This window comes from Streptomyces sp. ML-6 (assembly GCF_030116705.1).
Classification (GTDB): Bacteria; Actinomycetota; Actinomycetes; order Streptomycetales; family Streptomycetaceae; genus Streptomyces.
Map to the genome: position 1 here is coordinate 2,841,786 of NZ_JAOTIK010000001.1, position 25,339 is coordinate 2,867,124.

Here is a 25,339-nt window from a genome sequence, read left to right on the forward strand (position 1 = left end):
GCGGGCGCTACAGGCGGCCGATGTCGCCGCGGGTCCGGCGCGGGGCGCGGCGGGGCGGGGTGCGGCCCGACAGCAGGACGAGCCGGGTGGCGCGGTGGCGCTGCCCCTCGTACGGGGCCAGGAGCCTCAGCATCTCCTCGTCGTCGGCGTCCCGGTTGCCCGCCAGGGCGTGACCGACGATGCCGGGGAGGTGGAGGTCGCCGACCGTGACCGCGTCCGCCGCGCCGTTCGAGCGCTGGAGGGTCTCGGCCGAGGTCCAGGGGCCGATGCCGGGGATCAGTTCCAGCCGGGCCGTGGCCTCGGGGAGTTCCATGGCCGCGGCCTCCTCCAGGCGGCGGGCCACGCGGACCGCGCGCAGGATCGTGGCCGAGCGTTTGGCGTCGACGCCCGCCCGGTGCCATTCCCAGGAGGGGATCAGGGACCAGGTGCGGGCGTCCGGCATGACGTGCAGTCCGAGTGCGGTGAAGGGGGCGTGGTCCGCGGGGCCGGGCGCCGGGGTGCCGTGCCCCCGGACCAGCAGGCGCCAGGCCCGGTAGGCCTCGTCCGTGGTGACCTTCTGTTCCAGGATCGACGGGATCAGCGACTCCATGACCAGGCCGGTGCGCACCAGGCGCAGGCCGGGCCGGCTGTGCCGGGTGAGGGCGAGCAGGCGGTGGCGGGGGCGGAAGGCGTCCGGGTCGTCCGTCGCGCCCAGCAGGGTCGGGAGCCGGTCCAGCAGCCAGGGCGCGCCGGGGCCCCAGGCCGCCGCCTCGATCCGGCCGCCCCGGGCGGCGAGGCGGAGGGTGCCGGGCCCCGCGGGGGTACGGCTCGCCCGCCAGACCGTGCCGTCCCGGGTCATCCGGAACGTGGGATCGGCGGGCCCCCGGCGCAGCGGTCCGACGACGAGCCGCAGGTCGAACGGGCCGGGCGGGGTCCACTCCCGGGTCAGCGCACCGGTGTCCGGAGCCGACACGGGGGCCGATGCCTGAGCCGGTACCGACGCCGGAGCCGGAGCCGGTACCAATGCCGAAGCCGGGGCCGGTACCGACGTCGGGTGCGGGAGGGCCGTGCGGGGAGCGTTGCGGGGGGCGAATCGTCCTGCCACGGTGGGGTCCTCGGTCGTCGGGGCTGCCTGTCGAGGGTAAGCGCCGCACCCGCCGCCCGCGCCTTCGTCCCCCGCCTCCCGCCTGGCCGCCCGTAAAACGCCGTGCGCCCGCCTACTCGTCGGACGAGAAGCGCACCGACGCGTCCGGGAGGACCGCCCCGCACCAGACGCGTACGCCGTCGCGCAGTTCGTTGTCGGCGCCGATCCGGGCGCCGTCCCCGACGACCGCGCCCGCGAGCACCGTACGGCTGCCGATCCGGGCCCCGGCCCCGACCAGCGAGTCGGTGATCACCGCCCCCGGCTCGACGACCGCGTCGGCCAGGATCGCGGAGCCGTCGATCCGGGCCCCGTCGCCGATCCGGGCGCGCTCGCCGATCACCGTGCCGCCGCCGAGCTTGGCGTCGGAGGCGACGGAGGCCGTCGGCAGCACGAGCCGGTCGCCGCACCGGCCGGGGACCGCCGGTGACGGGGCGCGGCCCAGGACCAGATCGGCGGAGCCGCGCACGAAGGCCTGCGGGGTGCCGAGGTCCAGCCAGTACGTGGAGTCGACCATGCCCTGGAGGTGGGCGCCGGAGGCGAGCAGTCCGGGGAAGGTCTCGCGCTCGACGGAGACGGGGCGGCCGGCCGGGATGGTGTCGATGACCGACCGGCGGAAGATGTACGCCCCCGCGTTGATCTGGTCGGTGACGATCTCCTCGGGCGTCTGCGGCTTCTCCAGGAACGCGGTGACCCTGCCGTTCGCGTCCGTCGGCACGAGGCCGAAGGCGCGCGGGTCCTCCACCCGGGTGAGGTGCAGGGAGACGTCCGCGCCGGAGTCCGTGTGCGTGGCGACCAGCGTCCGGATGTCGAGGCCGGTGAGGATGTCGCCGTTGAAGACGAGCACCGGTTCGCCCGGCCCCGCCGCGAGCCGGGACGCGACGTTGCGGATCGCGCCGCCGGTGCCGAGCGGTTCGCGTTCGGTGACGTACTCGATGTGCAGGCCGAGCGACGAGCCGTCGCCGAAGTACGGCTCGAAGACCTCCGCCAGGTACGACGTCGCGAGCACGATGTGCTCGACACCGGCGGCCCGGGCCCGCGCCAGCTGGTGCGTGAGGAACGGGACGCCCGCCGCCGGAACCATCGGCTTGGGCGTGTGCACCGTGAGCGGTCGCAGCCTGGTCCCCTTGCCACCGACCAGGAGGATCGCTTCTTTTGCCTCTGTCACGGCACTGACTCTGCTTCCTGCTGGGACCTGGCCTGTTTCGGCTGGCCAGTGTATGCAGACCGGTCCGGCCGGCCCGATCGGCAGGCGCAGCGTTCCGCGCCGGTCCCGCGGGCCTCCGGTCAGCGGCCCTGCAGTCGGGCGGAACTGGTCCTGGCCGAGCCGAGCTTCTTGTAGAGACGCGCTCCGGGGCATTCGGTTGCGAAGCCGTCCCGGTGACCGGAGATGACGTGGAGCCGGACCTTCTTGCCCTTCTTGTACTTGTTGCCGCCGCCCGAGACCAGGGTCACCTTGCCCTTCGGGTTGGCCCCGAACAGGCCGAGCTTCCAGGCGGTGAGCTTCGAGACGGCGGTGACGGCCGCGGCGGGCGGGTTCGACTTGGTGAAGGTGCCGAGCACCGCGATGCCCATGCTGTTGGAGTTGAAGCCGAGCGTGTGTGCTCCCAGGACCGGCTTCGTCACGCCGCCCGCGCGTCCTTCGTAGATGTTTCCGCACTTGTCGACGGCGAAGTTGTAGCCGAAGTCGCGCCAGCCGCTGCTCTTCACGTGGTAGCGGTAGATGCCGCGCAGGACCGAGGGGGCCTGGGAGCACTTGTAGTTGTTGCCCGTGGCGCTGTGGTGGACGAAGGCGGCCTTGACGGTCTTGGTGTACGCGAAGGCGCGTTCCCTGAGCTTCTCGTCGGCGCCCCAGCCCTTGCGGGTGATGATGCGCGGCCGGGGTCCGATGTAGGGGCGGGCGCCCGCTGCCGCCTTGTTCTCCGCCCCGGCCCGGGCCTCGGTCTCCGCCCGGCTCAGGGCGGGGAGCACGCTCGGTTCGAGGGGCGTGGTGCGCCCGTCCGTCCCGGCCCCTGCTCCGGTTTCCGTCCCCGCCCCGGTTTCCGTACCGGTCCCGGTTTCCGTACCGGTCCCGGCACCCGTCGTCCCTGACACTGCGGCGGTCGCGGCCTGCATGCCCGCCAGGAGCTGGGCGTCCACCTCGGCCCGGATGTCCGCCAGGAGCTGGGCGCCTGTCATGGCCTGGGCCCCTGTCATGGCCTGGCCGTCCGTCATGGCCTGGCCGTCCGGCGCGGCCTGATCCCCGCTCGCGTTCTCGGCGCCCGCCGCGTCCCCGGCCGCCCCATCCGTCCCGATACCCGCCCCGGCGCCCGCCCCCTCGTCCGGCACGGGGAGCGGTCGCGGGTCCTCGCCCGGGTCGACGAGTTCGAGCCGCAGCCCGCCGGGCAGCGAGACCCCGTGCCCGGCCCGGTCCTGCGGGTCCTGCGGATCCGGCAGGTCCGGGACCACGCGGACCGCGACGCCGTCGGAGTCACCGACCCAGAGCGGGGCGGTGGCGCCCCGGACCGTGCCCGAGTCGCGCTCGGCGGAGCCGGGGTCCGCGGCGTGCTCCGCGTTGTGCGTCTCCAGGTCCTGCCAGTCCGACCAGCGTCCGGTACCGGCGGCCCGGGTGCGGACCTGGACGGTGCCGTGGAGTTCGGTGTCGACGTCGTCCCAGACGACGCCGACCAGGGAGAAGGGCCGGACCTCACGTTCGGTCAGCCCCTGCCCGGAGGGCTCCGCCGCCCGGCCGGACGCGGCCGGCAGGGGCCGCATCGGCAGGGACTGCGTCGAGCCGGGCAGGTCGGTGGAGCCTGCGGACCCGGCGGGAGCGGCGGGGACGGCACGGGTGTCGGTGGCGGCACGGGTGTCGGGGGCGGCGCCCGCCGGCGCGGCCGACGGCAGTACGAGAACGGCCGCGCAGGTGACACCGATCGAGGAGGCTAGGAAGGCACGCATAAAAATGATATTGGACATAATTCCGCAACTCCGGCCACCCGGACATGTCTCGACAATTGACGGGCCGTCTGCCGAACCGGTGTCCCCGGCCCCCTTCCGCCCCACCCCGCCCGCCGTCGCCGCGTACTCTTGCGCGGATGAACGCCACCGACCGCACCCCTGCCGACCTGCTGCGTTCCGCGCTCGCCGCGGACCCGGCCCGCCCCTTGGTCACTTTCTACGACGACGCCACCGGAGAACGCGTCGAACTGTCGGTGGCCACCTTCGCCAATTGGGTGGCCAAGACCGCCAACCTCCTCCAGGGCGACCTCGCCGCCGAGCCGGGCGACCGGCTCGCGCTCCTGCTGCCCGCGCACTGGCAGTCCGCGGTCTGGCTGCTCGCCTGCTCCTCGGTCGGGGTAGTCGCCGACGTACAGGGCGACCCGGCCGCCGCCGACCTCGTCGTCAGCGGCCCGGACACGCTGGAGGCGGCGCGCGCCTGCTCCGGCGAGCGGATCGCCCTGGCCCTGCGCCCGCTGGGCGGCAGGTTCCCGCAGCCGCCGGAGGGTTTCGCGGACTACGCGGTCGAGGTGCCGGGGCAGGGCGACCGGTTCGCCCCGTTCACCCCCGTGGACCCGGACGCCCCCGCGCTGGCGGTGGACGGCGTCGAGCTGACGTCGGCGCAACTGGTGGCACGGGCCCGCGAGGACGCGGCCGGGCTCGGCCTGACCGCCGGATCGCGGCTGCTCACCGGGGGTGCGTACGACAGCTGGGAGGGGCTGAGCGCGGGGCTGTTCGCACCGCTGGCCGTCGGGGGCTCCGTGGTCCTGTGCCGGAACCTGGAGCGGCTGGACGCCGACGCCCTGGCGAAACGCGTCGAGAGCGAGCGGGTCACCAACACGACGGCATGACAAGCGCCCTGGGGCCACCCGTCCGGCCCACACCGGGCCGAGTCCCCGAGGATGCGCCCCAACTCCGGTACATGATCGGCGTTACGGCCCACCCGGGACACAACCAAGCGTGAGGTTCAGCCGTCTACTCCTGCGACCGGCGGCCCAGCGCGCCGCCGAACGTGAAGGATGGACGCAGACGTGAGCGAAAGCGCCGGACCGCCGGACGACTCCGACGACTCGGCCGCGGGCGGCAGCGGGCCGGGGGCCGGGGCCGGTTCCGGTACGGGAACCGGCCCCGACTCCGGGACGGGAACCGGAACCGGGGCGGAGACCGGGACAGGGACCGGCCCCGGAGCAGAGATCGAAACCGAAACCGGGACCAGGGCCGAGTCCGGCCCCGACGCCACCCCGGGGGCCGAGACCGGTTCCGAGTCCGACTCCGGGACGGGGACCGAAACCGGTTCCGAGTCCGGTCCCGGCGCCACCCCCGCCCCGCCCCCCGCCGACGGACATCGACGCCGCTGGCTGCGCTGGACCGCGCTCGGCGCCTCGTTCTTCGTCCTGGTCGCGGCGGGCGTCGGCTGGTGGCTGTACCGGAAGCTGGACGGCAACATCAGGACGGACGTCTCCGCGGCGGCCGAGCTGAAGACGTACGAGCGGGAGCGGCCCGTCTCCGTGGTGCACGACGCGGAGAACATCCTGCTCATCGGCTCCGACAGCCGGGCCGGCAAGAACCGCGCGTACGGCCGTGACGACGGCGGCAGCCAGCGCTCGGACACCACGATCCTGTTGCACCTGGCGGCGGACCGGAAGAGCGCCACCGCGATGTCCCTGCCGCGCGATCTGATGGTGGATGTCCCGGTCTGTCACACTGCGGACGGCAAAGCGACGAAGAAGCAATTCGCCCAGTTCAACTGGGCCTTCGAGCTCGGTGGCACCGCCTGCACGGTCCGCACCGTCGAGAAGTTGACCGGCATCAGGATCGACCACCACATGGTCGTCGACTTCGACGGCTTCAAGGACATGGTCGACGCCGTGGACGGGGTGGAGGTCTGCCTCAAGAAGCCGGTCGACGACGACGACGCCCATCTGAAGCTCCCCGCCGGGCGCCAGACGCTCGACGGCGAGCAGGCGCTGGGCTACGTACGGGCCCGCAAGTCGATCGGCAACGGCAGCGACACCGAACGGATGGACCGCCAGCAGCAGTTCCTGGGCGCGCTGGTGAACAAGGTGCAGAGCAACGGCGTCCTGCTCAACCCGACCCGGCTCTACCCGGTCCTGGACGCGGCGACCAAGGCGCTGACCACGGACCCGGGCCTGGACAGCCTCAAGGACCTGTACGAGCTGGTGCGCGGCATGCGTGACGTACCGACCGACAAGGTGCAGTTCCTGACCGTGCCCCGGCAGCCGTACGCCGCCAACCGGAACCGGGACGAACTCGTCCAGCCCGACGCGGACCGGCTCTTCAAGCGGCTGCGCGAGGACGATCCGGTCGCCGTCGTCCCGGCCGACCAGCTCCAGGACGGCACGGGCGGGTCCGGGGACGGCGCGGACCGCTCCCGGGATGACGACGAGAAGAACAATCGGAAAAAGAATGCCGCGACCGGTTCTCCGGAGGCTTCCGGACCGAGCCCCACGCCGACCTATTCGGGCAACAACGCGGCGGCGGACCTGTGCGAGCAGTAAAGCAATTCCCAAGCAGGGGCCGGTGATCGGCGTGTAATGGGCAGTATGACCAGTTGTAAGGACCGTGGAATTTGTCACGCTCGTCGCTCGATGCCGAACGAGGCCGATAGTGTGACGCGATCCGGTGCTTCCGGCCGCCAGGCCGCGCACTTTTGGAGCGAAAGAACGAGCGCCTGATCGGGGGAGGCGCCTGGCGTGGCACCGACGGAGGACTCAAGCGACCGTGGATGCGCAAAGTCGTGGGCGGGGGGACGAAATCGACCCCGCGGACCAGTGGGTACTCAACCCGCAGACCGGTGATTACGAACTGCGACTGAATCATTCCGGAGGGGATTCGGCAAGCCCTTCGCAGGCTTCCGCGCCGCGTGTCCCCAGAAGCAGGGGTCCGGTCCGGGACGAGGACGTGGCACGCGACGACACCCCCCGGGGCGGGCGCCGCGCCGCGGCCCGGGACGGCCACGGGCCGGCCGCGCGCCACGAGGTGCCGGGCCAGCGCAGCCGCCGGGCGGCCAACGGCCGACGCGGCCAGGAGGGTTCCGGCTCCGGCGGCACGGGGGCGGAGCCGGCGGGCCGGCGCAGCCGCAAGGCGCCCAAGGCCGCCAAGAGCCGCCGCAAGAAGGTGCTGCTGTGGACCGGCGGCTCGATGGCCTTCGTGCTCGTCGGCCTGTCGGCGGCCGGGTACGCGCTGTACCAGCACTTCAACGGCAACCTGAGCACGGTCGACGTGGGCGGGGCCGGCAACAAGAACGTCTTCGACTCCGACGCCCCGATCAACATCCTGGTCATCGGCACCGACAAGCGCACCGGCAAGGGCAACGAGGGCTACGGCGACAAGAACAGCGTGGGCCACGCCGACACCAACATCCTCTTCCACGTCTCCGAGGACCGCACCAACGCGACGGCGCTGAGCATCCCGCGCGACCTGATCACCGACATCCCGCAGTGCACGTCCAAGCAGCCGGACGGTACGGAGAAGGTCATCCCGGGCACCCCGAACGTCCGGTTCAACAACAGCCTCGGCCAGGAGGGCCGCGACCCGGGCTGCACCATGGAGACCGTCAGGAAGATCACCGGCCTGAAGGTCGACCACTTCATGATGGTCGACTTCAACGCGGTGAAGGAACTGTCCACGGCGGTCGGCGGCGTCGAGGTCTGCCTGGCCAAGCCGGTCAAGGACCCGGACTCGCACCTGGACCTGCCGGCCGGTGAGCACCGCATCCAGGGCGAGACCGCCCTGGCGTTCGTACGGACCCGGCACAGCTTCGGCAATCACGGCGACCTGGACCGGATCAAGGTCCAGCAGCAGTTCATGGCGTCGATGATGCGGCAGATGCAGTCGGACGACACCCTGACCAGCCCGACCAAGCTGTACAAGCTGGCGGACGCGGCGACCAAGGCACTCACCGTCGATACCGGCATCGGCACGGGGGCGAAGCTGGCGTCGCTGGCCCAGGAGCTCGGCAAGGTCAACACCAAGAACATCACCTTCACCACCGTGCCGGTGCTCGACAACCCGGCCGAGAAGGTCAAGGCCACCGTCGTGGTGGACGAGGCCAGGGCCGAACCGCTGTTCGCCATGATGCGCAACGACACCTCGCTGACCGAGGTGAAGTCGCAGAAGAAGGACGCGAAGAGCAAGCAGGACGCACTCCTCAAGGGCCCCAGGGCAGCGGCGGGCGACGTGCGCGTGGACGTGTACAACGGCGGCAAGGTCGCCGGTGCCGCGCAGGCGACGGTCGCCTGGCTGCAGAACGAGAAGGGCGTGCTCAAGTCGTCGAACAAGGCCAACGCCCCGGCGAAGACCGCGAAGACGACGCTGGAGTACGCACCGAACCAGGCGGACCAGGCCCGTGCCCTGGCCGCCATGATGGGCCTGCCCGGCTCGGCCATGAAACAGGGCACCGAGGACGCCGAGGGGCTTCAGGCGATGGTCCTGACGCTCGGCGACGACTTCGAGAGCGCGGGCACACCCATCGTCGGACCCACCAAGGTTCCGGCGGACGTCCAGCAGGCAAACGCCGACAAGGCAGAGTGCGCCAAGTGACACCGGGTCACCGCGCCACATCACGAGTCCGAGCAGCAGGGGGGTCCCGGTGGGACGGAGCAGCACGCCCGGGGAGGGGACACGGTCACGCGTCCGCCACACCGGTCAACTCGGCCCGGAGGACGGGCTGAGCGAGGACGCCCCGGAAAAGGGCGCGAATCGGGAAGGGGGCGGCCGACGGTCGGCGTCCTCGGCGGGCGGTCATCGGCGCGGGGGGCCGAAACGCCAGGGCAAGAAGGGCAAACGCCGGGTGCTGCGCTGGAGCGCCTCCGTTCTCGCGCTGCTCATACTCGGCGGCGCGGGGGCCGGATACCTCTACTACGAACGCCTCAACAGCAACATCAAGAAGGCCGATCTGACGCTCGGCGACCGGAAGATGGCCGGCCACAAGGCCAACGCCGCCGGGCAGACCCCGTTGAACATCCTGCTCATCGGTTCGGACGCCCGGAACTCCAAGGCGAACAAGAAGCTCGGCGGCGCCAAGGACACCTTCGACGCGCCGCCGCTGGCCGATGTGCAGATGCTGCTGCACCTGTCCGCCGACCGCAGCAACATGTCGGTGATCAGCATGCCGCGGGACACGATGCTGAAGATCCCGAAGTGCACCGATCCGAAGACGAAGCGCGTCTACCCCGCCTCCAACGGTCTCGCGATGACCAACCAGACGCTCGGCCGCGGCGGTCCGGGATGCACCGTGGCCACTTGGTACGAGCTGACCGGCATCACCATCGACCACTTCATGATGATCGACTTCGCCGGTGTGGTCTCGATGGCCGACGCGATCGGCGGCGTCCCGGTCTGCGTCAAGGAGAACGTCCACTCCCGCACCAGGGACGGCAAGGGCTCCGGGCTGAAACTGGAAAAGGGCACCACCAAGATCAAGGGCGAGCAGGCCCTCCAGTGGCTGCGCACCCGCTACGGCTTCGAGGACGGCACCGACCTCGGCCGCACGCACGCCCAGCACATGTACATGAACTCGATGGTCCGTGAGCTGCGCAAGGGCACCAAGCTCACCGACCCGGGCAAGCTGATGAACCTGGCCGACGCGGCGACCAAGGCACTGACGGTCGACAAGGGCCTCGACACCGTCAAGAAGCTGTACGACCTGGCGGAGGAGCTCAAGAAGGCTCCCACCAAGCGCATCACCATGACGACGATGCCGAACGTCTACGGGACGGGCGCGCTCGCCGGACGGGTGCTCCCCAAGGCCGGCGACGCCGACCAGCTCTTCCAGATGGTCCGCGACGACATCCCGCTCGACGGCAAGGCTTCCAAGCGCAAGAAGCCGGTCGTCAAGGAGCCCACGTCACCGATTGCCGAGATCCCGGTCAGTGTCCGCAACGGCACGCGCGTGGGGCTCGACTACCCGGTCAAGGGCCGGGCCGGGGCGGTCAAGCAGCTGCTGATCGACAAGGGCTTCGCCCAGGCCACGGTCGACGCCCAGAACACCGAGGCGTCGGCCCGCACCAAGATCCTCTTCCCCAGCGTGGACATGCAGGGCAACGCCCAGGCCGTGGCCAAGGCGCTCGGCATCCCGATGTCGGCGGTGAAGAAGTCGACCGACGTCTCGGGCATCACCCTGGCCGTGGGGGCCGACTGGCGCGAGGACGGGGACTACCACGCGGACGAGGCCGACGAGAAGACCCCGGAGAGCGCACGCGCGCTCAAGGGCGACAACGAGGGCGCCTGCATGGACATCCAGCCTGGCTTCACCTGGTAACGACAACGGGCGCGCAGAACGCCGAAGGGGGCCCCTCCGAAGCTTCGGAGGGGCCCCCTTCGGCGTTCCGGAACGGGTACGGGCCCTGCGGTGGTCACGACGGTCGTGCCGACCGCGAGGCCCGCCGCGTTACCGCGAATGGGGGACAGGGGCGCGTCCCGCCGGGTCACGCACCGGGCACCCGATCATATGGACCTACTGTGCGAATGGTTTCCCTCGCACCGCGGAGGTGTCCCCCCGTGCCCACGCCGCACCGTTCCCCCCGCTCTCCTCGCTCCCCCCACCCCTCCCGTTCACCGCATGCGTCGCACTCGCCCCGTTGGCCGCGTTCCCACGCGCTCCCGCCGCGGCACCGCTCCCGAAGACAGGACGAGCGGCCGGGCTGGGGCATGCGGATGGTGACCGGTCTCTCCGTGCTGGTACTGGGGGCCGGGGGCATCGGCCACGCGGTGGTGACCGACCTGGCGACCGGGATCGACCGGGTCGACCCGTTCAAGGACATGAAGAACCGGCCCCGCGCGGGCACCGGCACGAACCTGCTGCTCGTGGGCACCGACGGCCGCGACCGGATCACCCCGGAGGAGAAGAAGCGGTACCGGCTGGGCGGCGCCCCCTGCCACTGCACCGACACGATCATGCTGGTGCACCTGTCGGCGGACAAGGAGCGGGCGAGCGTCGTCTCGCTGCCCCGCGACAGCTATGCCGAGGTCCCCGAGCACCGGGACCGGACCACCGGCAAGCAGCACACCGCCCACCCGGTGAAGCTGAACGCGGCCTACGCCGAGGGCGGGCCGGGCCTGACCGTGCGGACCGTCGAGCACATGACGGGCATCAAGATCGACCACTATCTGGAGGTCGACTTCACCAGCTTCATGAAGACGGTGGACACCCTGGGCGGGGTGAAGATCTGCACCACCCGGCCGATGAAGGACCCGTACACCGGTCTCGACCTGGCCGCGGGCACCCATGAGTTGAACGGTGGACAGGCCCTGCAGTACGTGCGTTCCCGGCACATCGACGGGGCCGCCGACCTGGGCCGGATGCAGCGTCAGCAGAAGTTCCTCGCCTCACTGATCGAGCGGGCGACCGGCAGCGGGGTGCTGCTGAATCCGGTGAAGTTCCGGGACGTCGCCTCGACGATGCTGAACTCGGTCCGGGCCGACAAGGACTTCGGCACGGAGCAGATGCTGGAGCTCGGGCAGGCGATGCGCGACTTCTCCCCCGCCTCGTCCGAGTTCGCCTCCGTCCCGATGGGGAACGTCTCCTACCCGGTCAAGGGCATCGGCTCGACGGTCAAGTGGGACGAGCAGAAGTCGGAGAAGCTCTTCCGGGCCCTGCGCGAGGACAAGCCGCTCGCCTCGAAGCGCCCCGCGCGGCCGAAGGCCGTGGAGGTCGACGTCGACCCGCGGCTGATCCGGGTCCAGGTCTACAACGGGACCACGAAGGAGGGCCTGGGAAGGAGGGTCGACGACGCCCTGCGCGCCACCGGCTTCGACACCACGCGAACCCCGCTGAACGCGCCCCCGAACGGTCCGAGCACCGACCCGGACGGTCCGAAGGCGGAACCGAGCACCGACCCGGACGGTCCGAGCACGGCCCCGCACCCGGGCGACCTGAAGCGCACCCTGATCACCTACGACCCGCGCTGGGACCGGTCCGCGAAGTCCCTGGCCGAGGCCCTGCCCGGGGCCGAGCTGCGGGCGGTGGCGGGCCAGGGCGTCATGCTGCGGGTGACGGTGGGCACGGACTTCGAGAAGGTCCGGAAGGTGCGGGCCCAGGAGGCGGACCGGGGCGAGTTCGACACGGTCACGGGCGACGAGGTCGCCTGCCCGTGACCGCGCCCCCTCGGGGGTTCCGTGGTCGATGCCGTCCGTCCGGGGATCCTCCGGCAGCTCTCAGTCGTCGATGCCGTCCGCCGCGCGCTTCTCCCGCAGCTCCTTGATCGCGCGGCGCCGGGCGAGGCGGTGGGTGCGGCGGATCTGGGCCTCCTGGTAGCGCCGCTTGTCGCGCTCGGTCTCCGGTATCACCGGCGGCACGGGGCGCGGCCTGCCGTCCGCGTCGACCGCCGCGAACACCAGGTAGGCGCTGCCGACCTGCTGGGCGGGGGTCGATTCGTTCCACCGCTCGGCCATGACCCGGACGCCGACCTCCATGGAGGAGCGGCCGGTCCAGTTCACCTGGGCGCGGACGTGAACGAGATCACCCACGCGGACCGGCTCCAGGAAGACCATCTCGTCCATCGAGGCGGTGACGGCGGGACCGCCGGAGTGCCGGCCGGCCACGGCACCGGCCGCGTCGTCGACCAGTTTCATGATCACGCCACCGTGCACCGTGCCCAGCAGGTTGGTGTCGTTGCCGGTCATGATGTGGCTGAGGGTGGTCCGGGAAGCCGCGGTCGGCTTGCCCTGTATGTCGCCCTCCGGGCGCGGGGCCTGATCTGTCATACCGTCCACCTTATGCGTGGTCCCGCGTCCTGCGGCAATGCATCAGCTTGGCAACAGGGCCGCCCCGATTTCCCGTACCCCCTGTAAGGGGGGTGGCTCCGGCCTGCACACTGGTCCGTATGAGCGACTGGCCCGACGGGCGGACCGACGACAACCGCAGCGGAAATCGCTACGGACAGGGCAGCGACAACGACCGACCCGAGAGCGCCCGCGTGATGCGGCATGTCCAGCGGCCCTCCGTGCCGCCGCAGCCGCGCAACGCGCCGCGCGGCGCGGCGCCCCGGCAGCGCCGGCCGGAGCCGCCGCAGTACGCCCCCGGCACCCCTGCCGGGCCCGGCGGACCGGGCGGACCGGGCGGACCGGGTGACAACGCGGCGTACGACAGTGGTTACAACACGGGACAGGTCTACGGCGCCGGCAACGTCCGCCGGACCGGTGGCAACGGCGGGAACGGGCGGAACGACGGCGGGCGCGTCCAGGGCCCGCCGCCCGACTGGCGCCGCCGGATCAAGATAGGCTCGCTGGCCCTGGTGAGCGTGGTGCTCGTGGTCTCCATAGGCACGTACTTCTGGGCCGACTCCAAGCTCAAGCGCGAGGTGGACCTCTCCAAGGTCATCGAGCGGCCCGAGGAGGGCGACGGCACCAACTACCTGATCGTCGGTTCCGACAGCCGCGAGGGCATGACCGCCGAGGACAAGAAGAAGCTCCACACGGGCTCCGCCGAGGGCAAGCGGACCGACTCGATGATGATCCTGCACGACGGATCGAACGGGCCGACGCTCATCTCCCTGCCCCGCGACTCCAACGTCGAGATCCCCTCGTTCAAGGGCTCCGACTCCGGCAAGCTCTACCCGGGCCGCGGCCGCTTCACCAAGCTGAACGCCGCGTACGCCATGGACGGCCCCGAACTCCTCGTCCGCACCGTCGAGTTCAACACCGGGCTGCGCATCGACCACTACGTCGAGATCGGCTTCGGCGGCTTCGCCAAGATCGTGGACGCGATCGGCGGCGTCGAGATGGACATCCCCAAGGCGTTCAAGGACAAGAAGTCCGGCGCCGACTTCCAGGCGGGCAAGCAGACGCTGAACGGCGAGCAGTCCCTGGCCTTCGTCCGCACCCGGTACGCCTTCGCGGGCAGCGACCTGGACCGCACGAAGAACCAGCAGAAGTTCCTCGCGGCGCTGGCGAGCCAGACGGCGACCCCGTCGACGATCCTCAACCCGTTCAAGCTGTACCCGACGATGGGAGCCGGCCTGGACACCCTGATCGTCGACAAGGACATGTCGCTCTGGTCCCTGAGCCAGATGTTCTTCGCCATGAAGGGCGTCACGGGCGGCGACGGCACGTCGATGAACATGCCGATCTCCGGCTCCGTGGGCGGCAACCTGGTCTGGGACAAGGCCAAGGTCAAGCAGCTGGTGGAGCAGCTGAAGAACGACGAGAAGGTCACCGTCACCGAGAAGTGACGCCACCTGACGAACGGAAGGGCCCGGAATCGTCCGGGCCCTTCCGCCTGGCTCCGTTCGTCTCCGTCCCTCTCCGCCCGTCCGCTAGGAGCCGGGGGTGATGTTGCCCCACTCGTCCATCGTGGGGTGGATCTTCGAGGGTTCCTGGTCGTCGACGTCCGAACGCCTGGGTGTCTCCGGACCGGCGGGGCCGATGCGCATCATCCGCTCGATCCGGGCGATCTCGAAGCAACGCCCCCGTACGATCAGCTCGTTGGGCCGCCGACGCCGCATGAACGCGTCCGCCGCCCGCGCGTACACGGCGGCCTCCCGCTCGTCGAGCTGCTCGATCCGCGGCAGCATCGTCCGCAGATGGTCGACCAGTGCGCGCCGCGCGTCCTGCGGGGTGGGGAGCTGCTCCGACACCATCGACCAGGACTTCTCCTTGCGCTCCATCACCCGGAAGACGACCGGGAGCAGCACCAGGCCCGGGTGGGTCCGCAACGCCCGCTGCGAGTCCGCCAGCACGTCGGGCGGGAAGCGCTCCGAGGTGTACGCGACCGGCACCATCCCCATCCGGTCCAGCCCTTCCGTCAGCCCCCCCGCCGCCGCGTGGTCGATGACGAAGCCCTCGGTCGTCGAGGGCGTACGCGTCAGGACGTCCCAGCCCTCCGAGTCGACGTCCGTGGGCCTGGGCGGCTCCATGCGCCCCTCGCCGATCCGGGCGAACTCGTCGGCGCGCACGACGCGGTAGCGCGTGTCACCGGCGGTCAGCTCGTTCACCGGCTCGGTCTCCAGCCGGGCCACCGCGTCCAGCAGGGAGCGCCGTTCGCGGGGATCCTTCACCTCGTCCCTGGCCCTGAACCAGAGATGGGAGTTCAGCTCGTCGCGGGCGTCCTGCGGATAGCCGGTGTCCAGCCCGGTCAGCATCCGCCACCGGGGCCGCTCGCCCCGGCGCTGCTCGGCGATGCCGAAAAGTGGCCCCCGGACCACGATCTTCGCGTACGTCCGGGACGCGGCGAGCGCGTCCGCCTCGGTGACCAGGGACACCGGGTCGTCCCGGTGCTTCACATTGATGACGAGGTGGTCCGGCGGTGCCTGTCGGTGATCGTTCATGCACCCAGTGTGCCGAGGTTGTGGGCGGCGGGTACGAGGAATACGGGAAGGAGGTACGGAACTCGCCGACGGAACCTTGTCAGTGGCGGCGCCTACAGTCGCACGCATGACCAAGGAGTCACCGTCCTCGAACCTCATGCTCGACCTCGACGCGCTCACCGCGGCCGTCGGCGAGCGGCCCGACAGGCAGGCGGCATGGCGTTTCATCCGCGCCTTCGCCCGCGACTGGAGCCAACGCCCCCTCACCGAAGCCGACGGCTGCGCCCCCGCCGAACTCGACGCGGCCCAGGTCCGGCTCGGCCTGCCCTTGCCGGCAGCACTGCGCGAGGCCTACCAACTGATCGGCAACCGCAAGGATTTGACGGACAACCAGGACTCACTTCTCGCCCCGCGCGATCTCCACCTGGACGAGGACCGGGGTGTGCTGGTCTTCCGGGTCGAGAACCAGGCCTGCGCCTACTGGGGCATACGCGTCACGGACCTCGGCCAGGACGACCCGCCGGTGGTGATGCGCGCCGACCTCGTCCGGCCCACCGCCGACGACTGGAAGGCGTGGCTGGACCGGGTCAGCGTCGCGTTCGTCGAGATCGCCCTGTCCGAGGCCCTGTGCGCGGACGACGACCTGTTCGGGTGGGTGACCTCCGACGGCGACACCGGCCTGCCCGAGGACATCACCACCACCTTCCGGCGCCTGCCGCTGCCGGAGTACCCGATCAGCCAACAACGGGGCTCGCGGTGGTACGCGCACGACGAGATCATCCTCCGCGACGACCACGGGACCGCGATGTTCCGCGCCCGCACGGAGGCGGCCTTCGACCGCTTCGACGAGGAAGGCGAGGAGGACGAGGAGGACTGACCGGGGCCGCCCCGGCGGGGCCGACGGCCGAGCGGCATCAGCGCTCGGCGGCGTAGGAGACGAAGCCCGCCCAGGCACCAGGACCGAAGGCCAGACGAGGACCTTGGACGTCCTTGGAATCCCGAACGTGCACCGTACCGGGGGAAGCGGCGATCTCGACGCAGTCGCCTTCGTTGCCGTTGCTGCTGTAGCTGCTCTTGAACCAGACCAACTCGGAAACGTCCTGCACGGAAGTCCTGCGGATCATGTCTCTCCCAGCATTCGCTCGATGAGGGCCAGGGTCTCTCGGGGCGTGAGAGCCTCGGCCCGGATGGTGCCATACCGCAGTTCGAGGATACGGAGCTGCCTCGGATCGGTCACCCGACGCCCGTTGAACGCCCCGTGCGAACACCCAACCGCCGAACCATCCTTGAACTTCAACACACTGATGTCCCCATCCATGCCGGGATGCGCCTCACGACGTGTAGGCATCACCTGGAGAGTGACATTGCGCAACTGACCAATCTCCAACAGGCGTTCAAGCTGTCGCCGCCACTCCATTGTGCCCCCGATGGGCCGCCATAGCGACGACTCCTCCTGGACGAAACTCAGAGCAGGCGCGGGCGATCGCTCGAAGATCGACTGCCGCGCCATGCGCCCGGCCACCATCCGCTCCACTTCGTCCTGCGAGTACGGGGGCTGCCGGGCCTCGAACAGCGCCCGCGCGTGCCCCGGAGTCTGCAACAGCCCATGCAGACCGTGTCCCACGTAGGCGGCGATCTCGACCGCCTTCGCCTCCACTCCCGCCAGGTCCCGGATCTTCTTCGGGTACCGGACCTCCGCCACGTCCTGCTTCATCGCGGCGATCTTCCCGCCCGCGCCGAGCACCTCGTCCGCTTTGTCCAGCAGTTCCGGCCGGGGGATCCACCGCCCGCCTTCCACCTTGTAGACCTGGTCCTCCCCGTACCCGATCGCGGCCCCGAACTCGCCGGCCCGCAGCCCCGCGGCCTCCCGCCACGCCTTGAGCTGGCGGCCCACCGCCGCGACCACGGCCGCTCCCGACTCGTCGTCCGGGTCGACGTCCCAGCCCGGCTCGTCCGCCCCGCAGTCGCCGCGCTGCTCCGCACCTACTTCATCCACGCTCATCCGTGCCCCACTTCCGATGCGTTTGCCGTTCCTGGCTCAACCCCCGGTGTCTCCCACACGTCACCCCGGACAGCCGGGACAGCACTGGACAAGTACGGGACAATCACCGTACGCAAGGGCCTTGTCACTGTTCACGCTACGCACGCCCCGGCCACGCTGAGCGATGTGAACCAACACATCACCCGAACCGAACGTTCCGCTCCCACCCGACAGTTCACGGTGCTGCTCTCCCCCACCCGCCGGGGTGCCAGGCTCGCCCGCCTCCTGACCACGGCTCACCTGAGCGCCTGGGGGCTGCCCGTGGAGTCGGCCGCGCACATCGTCGCCGAGCTGGCTGCCAATGCCGCCGTCCACGGCCGCGTACCGGGCCGGGACTTCCGGCTCGGTCTGGCCGTCCACCGCGACGCACTCCTGCGGATCGAGGTGACCGACACCCGGGGCGAGCAGCTGCCCGCCGCGTCCGCCCCGTCCGCCGACGCGGAATCCGGGCGCGGGCTGCTGATCGTCGATGCGCTCGCCGACCGCTGGGGCACCGTCACCGGACCGGTGCCGCGCAAGACGGTCTGGGCCGAAATCGACCTCGTACCGCAACCGTTCCACCGGGTCGCGGAAACCCACGACCCGGTGAGCCGCGTCCCCGTGCTCCACGACGCTTAAAGCTTTTAAGAACCTGGGGAAACAACCCTCCCCAGCCAAACCCCACCCTGTCACCCACTCAGGTGACATGGGGCAACTCAGCTGGATTTCGGGTGGGTTGATCGGTTTATGCTCGCCGCGACAACTCCAGACACGCGACGGCCCCCGACGAGATTCGCACTCTCAACCGGGGGCCTGACCACCGAGGAAGAAGAGAGCTTCCCGATGGATACCCCGCAGATTACCGTGCCCCCGCACGCCCCGCCCCCCGTACCCGAAGACGCCACGCCGTCATCCGGCGTCGTCCACGTCAACTCCCGTCATGTCTCGCGCTTCACCGTCATCGGCAACCACCTCACCCAGCACCGCCGCCTCTCCCTGACCGCGATCGGGCTCGCCGCCCACATCCAGTCACTCCCCGCCGGGGCCAGGATCGGCATCAAGCACCTTGCCGAACGCTTCCCCGAGAGCGAGACCCGCATCGCCGCCGCCCTGCGCGAACTCGAAGCCCACGGCTACCTCCACCGCAGCCGCGTACGCCTCGCCGACGGCCGCATCGTCACCCGCACCACGTCGTACAACCAGCCCGGCACCGCTGCCCCAGCTCCCCACCGCCAGACCCCGGCCGCTCCCGAACCCCCCACACCACCACCGCCTCCACCGCCTCCACCGCCACGCACGACCCCTCCCGAGCCACCCCCCGCTCCGGCACCCGCGCCTCCCCCGGCACCCGCGCCACCACCGCAACCCGCCCCCGCACCCGCCCCCGCACCGGCCCCCACCCCACGCACCACACCACCACCGCCCCCACTCCCCCAGCCGCACCACCTCACCCCGGAACTGCTGCACAAGGCCACCACACTCCTGGCCGGCCTGCGCCGCCACGCACCCCAACTCGTCCTCTCCGAGCACGACATCCGCACCCTCGCCCCCGGCCTGACCACCTGGCTCGAACGCAAGATCCACCCCGAAACCATCCGCCACACCCTCACCACCGACCTCCCCACCCCCCTCAAACACCCGGCCGGACTCCTGCGCCACCGGATCACGACGCTCCTCCCGCCACCCCTCCCGGCACCCCGGAACAACTCCCCCGCCGACCCCCACCACCCCCGCACCACCGTCGCCCCGCTCCAGAACTGCGACGGCTGCGACCGCGCCTTCCGCTCCCCCCACCCCGGCCACTGCCGCGACTGCCGCACCGAACAACTCCCGGCCGCCTGACCGGAACATCACCCACAACCCGAACGGACCTGCATGGTCAGCTCACCCCACGAGGCAATGCACAGCATCTTCCAGGAGTACCCCGGCCTCTTCTCCCGCGTCTCCGAAGTGCTCGGAGTCGACATCCCGCCACCGACCTCGGCCGTCGCCCTGCCCACCGACCTCACCGAGGCCCGCCCCGTCGAACGCCGGGTGGACACCCTCCTGCGCATCGAGACGGAGCGCGAGGGGGCCTTCCTCCTCGCCATCGAGGCCCAGGGCAAGAAGGACCCGCGCAAGTCCGCCAGCTGGCCGTACTACGTCAGCTATCTCCACAACAGATACGGGCTGCCCGTCCTGCTGCTGGTCGTCTGCCAGGACCACGCCACCGCCGAATGGGCCGCGCGCCCCGTCTCCATCGGGATCCGTCGATGGCAGACCCTCACCTTGAGCCCCCTCGTCGCCGGACCCCACAACATGCCCGTCATCACCGACGTGGCCGAGGCCCGCAAGGACCTCGCGCTCGCCACTCTGGCCGCCATCACACACGCCGACAATCCGGACGTCGGTGCCATACTGAAAACCCTGTCCGCCGCACTGCGGGACGCACCGGAAACCATCGCCAACCCCATCGTCGAACTCACCGCACAGGGCCTGGGCAACCGCTCGGCCGCACAACAGTGGAGGAACCTGGTGGCCGTGGACCTCTCTTTCTACAAGTCCTTCATGTCGGAAGAAATCCGGGCCGAAGGCCGAGCCGAAGGCCGGGCCGAAGGGCTGGTCAAAGGCCAGGCCGAAGGCCTCTTGCTGATCCTCGAAGCGCGCGGCATCGCCGTCACCGACGAGATCCGCGAGAAGATCGGCAACTGCGACGACTCCCGGCTCCTGCTCCAGTGGCTCAACCGCGCCGCCACGGCCACCACCGCCGACGACGTCTTCACCGACAAGTGATCCACTCAGCTCCCTGAGCCCATACACGCACCCGGCCCCCGATGGACCATCGCCATCGGGGGCCGGACGTTCGGGACAGAGGCCGTTACGGGAGGTTCCTCGCCATGACGATCCGCTGGACCTGGTTCGTGCCTTCGTAAATCTGGGTAATCTTGGCGTCGCGCATCATCCGCTCCACCGGGTAGTCCCGCGTGTAGCCGTAGCCGCCGAGGAGCTGGACCGCGTCCGTGGTGATCTCCATCGCGACGTCGGAGGCGAAGCACTTGGCCGCGGCGCCGAAGAAGGTGAGGTCGCCGTCGACGCGCTCGGACTTGGCGGCGGCCGAGTAGGTGAGCTGGCGGGCCGCCTCCAGCTTCATGGCCATGTCGGCGAGCATGAACTGGATGCCCTGGAAGTCGGCGATCGGCTTGCCGAACTGCTTGCGCTCCTGGACGTAGCCCTTGGCGTAGTCCAGGGCGCCCTGGGCGATGCCGAGGGCCTGGGCCGCGATGGTGATGCGGGTGTGGTCCAGGGTCTTCATCGCGGTGGCGAAGCCGGTGCCCTCCTCGCCGATCATGCGGTCGGCGGGGATGCGGACGTTGTCGAAGTAGACCTCGCGGGTCGGCGAGCCCTTGATGCCGAGCTTCTTCTCCGGGGCGCCGAAGGAGACGCCTTCGTCCGACTTCTCGACGACGAACGCCGAGATGCCCTTGGAGCGCTTGGTCGGGTCGGTGACGGCCATGACCGTGTAGTACTCGGAGACGCCCGCGTTGGTGATCCAGCGCTTCACGCCGTTGAGCACCCAGAAGTCGCCGTCGCGCACGGCGCGGGTCTTCATGCCGGCCGCGTCGGAACCCGCGTCGGGCTCGGAGAGGCAGTACGAGAACATGCCGTCGCCCTTGGCGAGCGGGCCCAGGTACTTCTTCTTCAGGTCCTCGGAGCCGGAGAGGATCACCGGGAGCGAGCCGAGCTTGTTCACGGCCGGGATCAGGGAGGAGGAGGCGCAGACCCGGGCCACCTCCTCGATCACGATGACCGTGGCGAGGGCGTCGGCGCCCGCGCCGCCGTACTGCTCCGGTACGTGCACCGCGTGCAGGTCGGCGGCGGTCAGGGCGTCGAGCGCCTCCTGCGGGAAGCGCGCCTCCTCGTCGACCGCGGCCGCGTGCGGGGCGATCTTCGCCTCGGCGAGCGCGCGCACCGTCTCCCGGAGCATCTCGTGCTCCTCGGCCGGACGGTACAGGTCGAAATCGGTCGAACCCGCCAAGACGCTCACTCCCCAAAGACGCTAACTACCGTTAAGTAACCCAATTTTAGTTCCCGGCTCCCACGATGGCCTATGCCATGCGTGCGTGAGCTTCACGACAGGGGTGGGAGAAGTCGCGCAGCCGGTCGGAAACCGGGCCTCCAGGAGCACGACTATGCTCGTTCACCGCACGTCTGTCCGCATCTCCCAGGAGCGTTTCATGGCCCTCAGGATCACTGTGATCGGCACCGGCTACCTCGGTGCCACCCACGCCGCGGCCATGGCGGAACTGGGCTTCGAGGTGCTCGGCCTCGACATCGTGCCCGAGAAGATCGAGATGCTGGGCGCCGGTCGGGTCCCGATGTACGAGCCCGGGCTGGAGGGGCTGCTGCGCAGGCACGTCGAGGGCATCGAGGGGTCCACGGGGCGTCTGCGGTTCACCTCCTCGTGGGAAGAGGTGGCGGCCTTCGGCGACGTCCACTTCGTCTGCGTGAACACTCCGCAGAAGCACGGCGAGTACGCCTGCGACATGAGCCACGTGGACAGCGCGTTCGAGTCGCTGGCCCCGCACCTGACCCGGCCCGCGCTGGTCGTCGGGAAGTCGACCGTCCCGGTGGGGTCGGCGGCCCGGCTCTCGGCGCGGCTGGCGGAGCTGGCACCGGCGGGCGCCGACGCCGAGCTGGCCTGGAACCCGGAGTTCCTGCGCGAGGGCTTCGCCGTGAACGACACCCTGCACCCGGACCGGATCGTCGTCGGCGTGGCGAGCGAGCGGGCCGAGAAGCTGCTGCGCGAGGTGTACGCGACGCCGATCGCCGAGGGGTCGCCGCTCGTGGTGACGGACTTCCCGACCGCCGAGCTGGTGAAGACCGCGGCCAATTCGTTCCTGGCCACGAAGATCTCGTTCATCAACGCCATGGCCGAGGTCTGCGAGGCCTCCGACGGCGACGTGATGAAGCTGGCCGAGGCGATCGGGCACGACGAGCGGATCGGGTCGAAGTTCCTGCGGGCCGGGATCGGGTTCGGCGGCGGCTGCCTGCCGAAGGACATCCGGGCCTTCATGGCGCGCGCCGGTGAGCTGGGCGCGGACCAGGCGCTGACCTTCCTCCGCGAGGTCGACTCGATCAACATGCGGCGCCGCGGCCACATGGTGGAGCTGGCGCGGGAGGCCGTGGGCGGCGGCTCCTTCCTGGGCAGGCGGGTGGCGGTGCTGGGCGCGACGTTCAAGCCGGACTCGGACGACGTACGGGACTCGCCCGCGCTGAACGTGGCCGGGCAGATACACCTCCAGGGCGGCCAGGTCACCGTCTTCGACCCGAAGGGCATGGACAACGCCCGGCGGCTCTTCCCGACCCTCGGCTACGCGGAGTCGGCGCTGGAGGCGGTGCGGGGCGCGGACGTGGTGCTGCACCTGACGGAGTGGCGCGAGTTCCGTGAGCTGGACCCGGCGGAGCTCGGCGCGGTCGCGTCCCGGCGGATCGTCCTGGACGGCCGCAACGCGCTCGACGGCGAGCTGTGGCGCGGGGCCGGCTGGACGTACCGGGCCATGGGCCGCCCGAAGGCCTGATTCATCCGGTCCATCCGGTTCATCCGGTTCGAGGGGGCCTGGACTCGTTCAGGCCGGGGGTCCTGGACTCGTTCGGCTTGAGGGGCCCTGGCCGCCGTGCCTGGCGCGGTAGGTACGCATCTTGGCGCGGGCGCCGCACACCGACATGGAGCACCAGCGGCGGCGTCCCGCCGGGCTGCGGTCGTAGTACGCCCACCGGCAGTCCTCCGCCTCGCACGCCTTGAGCCGGGCCCAGGTGCCGTCGGCCGCCGCGGTGGCGATGGCCGCCGCGATCCGCGCGGTCAGCCCGGCGGGTTCGGTGGCGGGGCGCAGGGCCGCGGCGCCCGCGGCGTCCACGGTGACGCGCAGGGGCGCCCCGGCGAGCAGCCGGTCCAGCAGCGGCGCGGCGGCGCCCGGCGGGCGGTGGCCGGCGTGGGCGAGGCAGACGGTGCGCAGCGCCTCGCGCAGTTCCCGGGCGTCCCCGACGTCCTGCTCGGCGATGCCGAACGCGGCGCGCCCGTCCTCCGTGTCGAGGCGGTCCGCGCCGGTCTCGATGTCCAGCGTGTTGACCAGCGCCTCGATCAGCGCGAGTCCACCGGGCGCGGATTCCTTCTCACTCATGGTTGCGACGTTACCCGTCATGCGGCAGCATGCAGTAACGGTTACCGGTTGAGCCGATGTAGAGGTAACCATGTCGCTCTGAGGAGGAACACGTCATGGCTCTCGCCGAGCTGGGTGCCGTCGTCCTGGACTGCACCGACCCCGTCGCACTCGCCGATTTCTACGCCGGGCTGCTCGGCGGGAAGGTCGAGCGCGGCGGTGACGACTGGGTGGAGCTGACCGGGACCGGGGGCACGGTCGTCGCGTTCCAGGCAGCGCCCGGTCACGTACCGCCGCAGTGGCCGGCCCCGGACGGCTCGCAGCAGCTCCATCTGGACCTGGTCGTGCCGGACCTGGACGCGGCGGAGAAGGAGGTGCTCGCGCTGGGCGCCACCGTGCTGGACGCGGCGGACCGGGAGCGGAGCTTCCGGGTGTACGCGGACCCGGCCGGGCACCCGTTCTGTCTGTGCCTGAACTGAGGCCGTGCGCGGATCGAGGCCCTGAGCCCGACGGGAAAACACGTGTGGGGTGCCCCCTTCCGAGGGGGCACCCCACACGTCCGTCGTGGCCGGCCGGTCAGGCGGCCGGGCCGTCCAGCTGCTCGATCGTGGCGTGCGACGGGCCGCGGCGGGTGCGCAGCTCGCGCGCCACGTCCTCGGCGTCGCGCAGCACCCGTACCGCGTTGCTCCAGGTGAGCTTGGCGAGGTCGGCGGTGGACCAGCCGCGGTCGAGGAGTTCCGCGATCAGGTTGGGGTAGCCGGAGACGTCCTGGAGGCCGTCCGGGAGGAAGGCCGTGCCGTCGTAGTCGCCGCCGATGCCGATGTGGTCGATGCCGGCGACCTCGCGCATGTGGTCGAGGTGGTCGGCGATCGTCGCCACGGTGGCGACCGGGCGTGGGTGGGCCGCCTCGAAGTCGGCGTGGATCCGCATGGCCCGCTCGGTGGTGTCCAGGTGGTGCAGGCCGTGGGCGCGCAGGTTCTCGTCCGCGGCCAGGGTCCAGGCGACGGCCTCCGGGAGGACGAACTTCGGCACGAAGGTCGCCATGGCGATGCCCCCGTTGGCGGGGAGTCGGCCGAGGACGTCGTCGGGGACGTTGCGCGGGTGGTCGCAGATCGCGCGCGAGGAGGAGTGCGAGAAGATCACCGGCGCGGTGGAGGTGTCCAGCGCGTCGCGCATCGTGGTGGCCGCCACGTGGGAGAGGTCGACCAGCATGCCGGTGCGGTTCATCTCCCGTACGACCTCGTGGCCGAAGGGCGAGAGGCCGCCGACGCCCGGTTCGTCGGTCGCCGAGTCCGCCCAGGCGATGTTGTCGTTGTGGGTGAGCGTCATGTACCGGACGCCCAGTGCGTGCAGGGCGCGCAGGGTGCCCAGCGAGTTGTCGATGGAGTGGCCGCCCTCGGCACCCATCAGGGAGGCGATGCGGCCCTCGGCGCGGGCCGCCTCCATGTCGTCGGCGGTGAGTGCGCGCCGCAGGTCGGCGGGGTACCGGGCGAGGAGCTCGGTGACGACGTCGATCTGCTCCAGGGTGGCGCTGACCGCTTCGTCGCCCGCCATGTCGGACTGCACGTAGACGGACCAGAACTGCGCGCCGACGCCGCCGGCGCGCAGCCGGGGTATGTCGGTGTGCAGGTGGGCCGACTGGTCGGTGGCTATGTCGCGGGCGTCGAGGTCGTAGCGGACCTGTTCGCGCAGCGCCCACGGCAGGTCGTTGTGCCCGTCGACGACCGGGTATGCGGCGAGGAGTTCCCTCGCCCGTTCCAACTGTTCCACGATCCCTGCCCCTGCTTTCCGAAGCCGAAGAAGTCGGCTGCTTCCCGAA

22 protein-coding genes are annotated in these 25,339 nt (G+C 70.9%); 12 read left to right on the forward strand and 10 right to left on the reverse strand.

Going from position 1 to position 25,339, the window contains the following annotated elements:
- Positions 1–7: 7 nt before the first annotated feature.
- The 3 genes from OCT49_RS12255 to OCT49_RS12265 all read right to left on the reverse strand — a co-directional run bounded on the left by OCT49_RS12255 (position 8) and on the right by OCT49_RS12265 (position 4,057).
- Complete coding sequence (locus OCT49_RS12255) at positions 8–1,084, reverse strand: DNA-3-methyladenine glycosylase family protein (protein WP_283851910.1); 1,077 nt, start codon at positions 1,082–1,084, stop codon at positions 8–10.
- A gap of 112 nt (positions 1,085–1,196) precedes the next feature.
- On the reverse strand, positions 1,197–2,288 hold the full coding sequence (gene manB / locus OCT49_RS12260) for a mannose-1-phosphate guanylyltransferase (RefSeq protein WP_283851911.1): 1,092 nt from the start codon (positions 2,286–2,288) through the stop codon (positions 1,197–1,199).
- A 119-nt stretch (positions 2,289–2,407) separates the two neighbouring features.
- Complete coding sequence (locus OCT49_RS12265) at positions 2,408–4,057, reverse strand: peptidoglycan recognition protein family protein (protein WP_283851912.1); 1,650 nt, start codon at positions 4,055–4,057, stop codon at positions 2,408–2,410.
- A 137-nt stretch (positions 4,058–4,194) separates the two neighbouring features.
- Between OCT49_RS12265 and OCT49_RS12270 the strand changes: the two genes are divergently transcribed.
- From OCT49_RS12270 to OCT49_RS12290, 5 genes are all read left to right on the forward strand, one after another.
- Positions 4,195–4,947 carry a TIGR03089 family protein gene (locus tag OCT49_RS12270; protein WP_283851913.1) on the forward strand — a complete coding sequence of 251 codons (753 nt, stop codon included), beginning with the start codon at positions 4,195–4,197 and terminating at the stop codon, positions 4,945–4,947.
- 168 nt (positions 4,948–5,115) lie between these two features.
- On the forward strand, positions 5,116–6,615 hold the full coding sequence (locus OCT49_RS12275) for an LCP family protein (protein ID WP_283851914.1): 1,500 nt from the start codon (positions 5,116–5,118) through the stop codon (positions 6,613–6,615).
- Positions 6,616–6,838: 223 nt separating this feature from the next.
- The gene (locus OCT49_RS12280) at positions 6,839–8,659 is read left to right on the forward strand and encodes an LCP family protein (RefSeq protein ID WP_283851915.1); all 1,821 of its coding nucleotides are present in this window, start codon (positions 6,839–6,841) and stop codon (positions 8,657–8,659) included.
- A 49-nt stretch (positions 8,660–8,708) separates the two neighbouring features.
- Positions 8,709–10,379 (forward strand): LCP family protein, encoded by a 1,671-nt coding sequence (locus OCT49_RS12285; RefSeq protein ID WP_283851916.1) that lies wholly within the window; start codon positions 8,709–8,711, stop codon positions 10,377–10,379.
- Positions 10,380–10,585: 206 nt separating this feature from the next.
- A complete protein-coding gene (locus OCT49_RS12290; RefSeq protein WP_283851917.1) occupies positions 10,586–12,214 on the forward strand; it encodes an LCP family protein in 1,629 nt (542 codons plus the stop codon).
- A 60-nt stretch (positions 12,215–12,274) separates the two neighbouring features.
- On the opposite strand, the gene OCT49_RS12295 is transcribed toward OCT49_RS12290, so the two are convergent.
- Positions 12,275–12,823 (reverse strand): acyl-CoA thioesterase, encoded by a 549-nt coding sequence (locus OCT49_RS12295; protein WP_283851918.1) that lies wholly within the window; start codon positions 12,821–12,823, stop codon positions 12,275–12,277.
- A gap of 119 nt (positions 12,824–12,942) precedes the next feature.
- On the opposite strand from OCT49_RS12295, the gene OCT49_RS12300 reads away from it, so the two are divergent.
- A complete protein-coding gene (locus OCT49_RS12300) occupies positions 12,943–14,289 on the forward strand; it encodes an LCP family protein (protein ID WP_283851919.1) in 1,347 nt (448 codons plus the stop codon).
- 84 nt (positions 14,290–14,373) lie between these two features.
- Here the strand turns inward: OCT49_RS12300 and OCT49_RS12305 are convergent, their stop codons facing one another.
- Positions 14,374–15,384 carry a DUF5954 family protein gene (locus OCT49_RS12305; RefSeq protein WP_283851920.1) on the reverse strand — a complete coding sequence of 337 codons (1,011 nt, stop codon included), beginning with the start codon at positions 15,382–15,384 and terminating at the stop codon, positions 14,374–14,376.
- 106 nt (positions 15,385–15,490) lie between these two features.
- Here OCT49_RS12305 and OCT49_RS12310 point away from each other — a divergent pair, with 106 nt between their 5' ends.
- On the forward strand, positions 15,491–16,240 hold the full coding sequence (locus OCT49_RS12310; RefSeq protein ID WP_283851921.1) for an SMI1/KNR4 family protein: 750 nt from the start codon (positions 15,491–15,493) through the stop codon (positions 16,238–16,240).
- Positions 16,241–16,277: 37 nt separating this feature from the next.
- Here the strand turns inward: OCT49_RS12310 and OCT49_RS12315 are convergent, their stop codons facing one another.
- Both OCT49_RS12315 and OCT49_RS12320 read right to left on the reverse strand, forming a co-directional pair.
- The gene (locus OCT49_RS12315; RefSeq protein WP_283851922.1) at positions 16,278–16,487 is read right to left on the reverse strand and encodes a DUF397 domain-containing protein; all 210 of its coding nucleotides are present in this window, start codon (positions 16,485–16,487) and stop codon (positions 16,278–16,280) included.
- Positions 16,484–17,365, reverse strand: coding sequence for a helix-turn-helix domain-containing protein (locus OCT49_RS12320; RefSeq protein ID WP_283851923.1), 882 nt, complete (start codon positions 17,363–17,365; stop codon positions 16,484–16,486). Before OCT49_RS12320 ends, OCT49_RS12315 begins: the two co-directional genes overlap by 4 nt.
- A 165-nt stretch (positions 17,366–17,530) precedes the next feature.
- On the opposite strand from OCT49_RS12320, the gene OCT49_RS12325 reads away from it, so the two are divergent.
- The 3 genes from OCT49_RS12325 to OCT49_RS12335 all read left to right on the forward strand — a co-directional run bounded on the left by OCT49_RS12325 (position 17,531) and on the right by OCT49_RS12335 (position 20,155).
- Positions 17,531–18,022, forward strand: coding sequence for an ATP-binding protein (locus OCT49_RS12325; protein ID WP_283851924.1), 492 nt, complete (start codon positions 17,531–17,533; stop codon positions 18,020–18,022).
- Between the two features lie 204 nt (positions 18,023–18,226).
- On the forward strand, positions 18,227–19,225 hold the full coding sequence (locus tag OCT49_RS12330; RefSeq protein ID WP_283851925.1) for a helix-turn-helix domain-containing protein: 999 nt from the start codon (positions 18,227–18,229) through the stop codon (positions 19,223–19,225).
- 33 nt (positions 19,226–19,258) lie between these two features.
- On the forward strand, positions 19,259–20,155 hold the full coding sequence (locus tag OCT49_RS12335) for an RpnC/YadD family protein (protein WP_283851926.1): 897 nt from the start codon (positions 19,259–19,261) through the stop codon (positions 20,153–20,155).
- 85 nt (positions 20,156–20,240) lie between these two features.
- Here the strand turns inward: OCT49_RS12335 and OCT49_RS12340 are convergent, their stop codons facing one another.
- A complete protein-coding gene (locus OCT49_RS12340) occupies positions 20,241–21,398 on the reverse strand; it encodes an acyl-CoA dehydrogenase (RefSeq protein WP_148838296.1) in 1,158 nt (385 codons plus the stop codon).
- A 199-nt stretch (positions 21,399–21,597) separates the two neighbouring features.
- Between OCT49_RS12340 and OCT49_RS12345 the strand changes: the two genes are divergently transcribed.
- The gene (locus tag OCT49_RS12345) at positions 21,598–22,941 is read left to right on the forward strand and encodes a UDP-glucose dehydrogenase family protein (RefSeq protein WP_283851927.1); all 1,344 of its coding nucleotides are present in this window, start codon (positions 21,598–21,600) and stop codon (positions 22,939–22,941) included.
- Between the two features lie 48 nt (positions 22,942–22,989).
- On the opposite strand, the gene OCT49_RS12350 is transcribed toward OCT49_RS12345, so the two are convergent.
- The gene (locus OCT49_RS12350) at positions 22,990–23,541 is read right to left on the reverse strand and encodes a CGNR zinc finger domain-containing protein (protein ID WP_283851928.1); all 552 of its coding nucleotides are present in this window, start codon (positions 23,539–23,541) and stop codon (positions 22,990–22,992) included.
- Positions 23,542–23,636: 95 nt separating this feature from the next.
- On the opposite strand from OCT49_RS12350, the gene OCT49_RS12355 reads away from it, so the two are divergent.
- Positions 23,637–23,999, forward strand: a complete 363-nt coding sequence (locus tag OCT49_RS12355) for a VOC family protein (RefSeq protein WP_283851929.1) — start codon at positions 23,637–23,639, stop codon at positions 23,997–23,999.
- Between the two features lie 97 nt (positions 24,000–24,096).
- Here the strand turns inward: OCT49_RS12355 and OCT49_RS12360 are convergent, their stop codons facing one another.
- A complete protein-coding gene (locus OCT49_RS12360; RefSeq protein ID WP_502963364.1) occupies positions 24,097–25,290 on the reverse strand; it encodes a dipeptidase in 1,194 nt (397 codons plus the stop codon).
- Positions 25,291–25,339 lie beyond the last annotated feature (49 nt).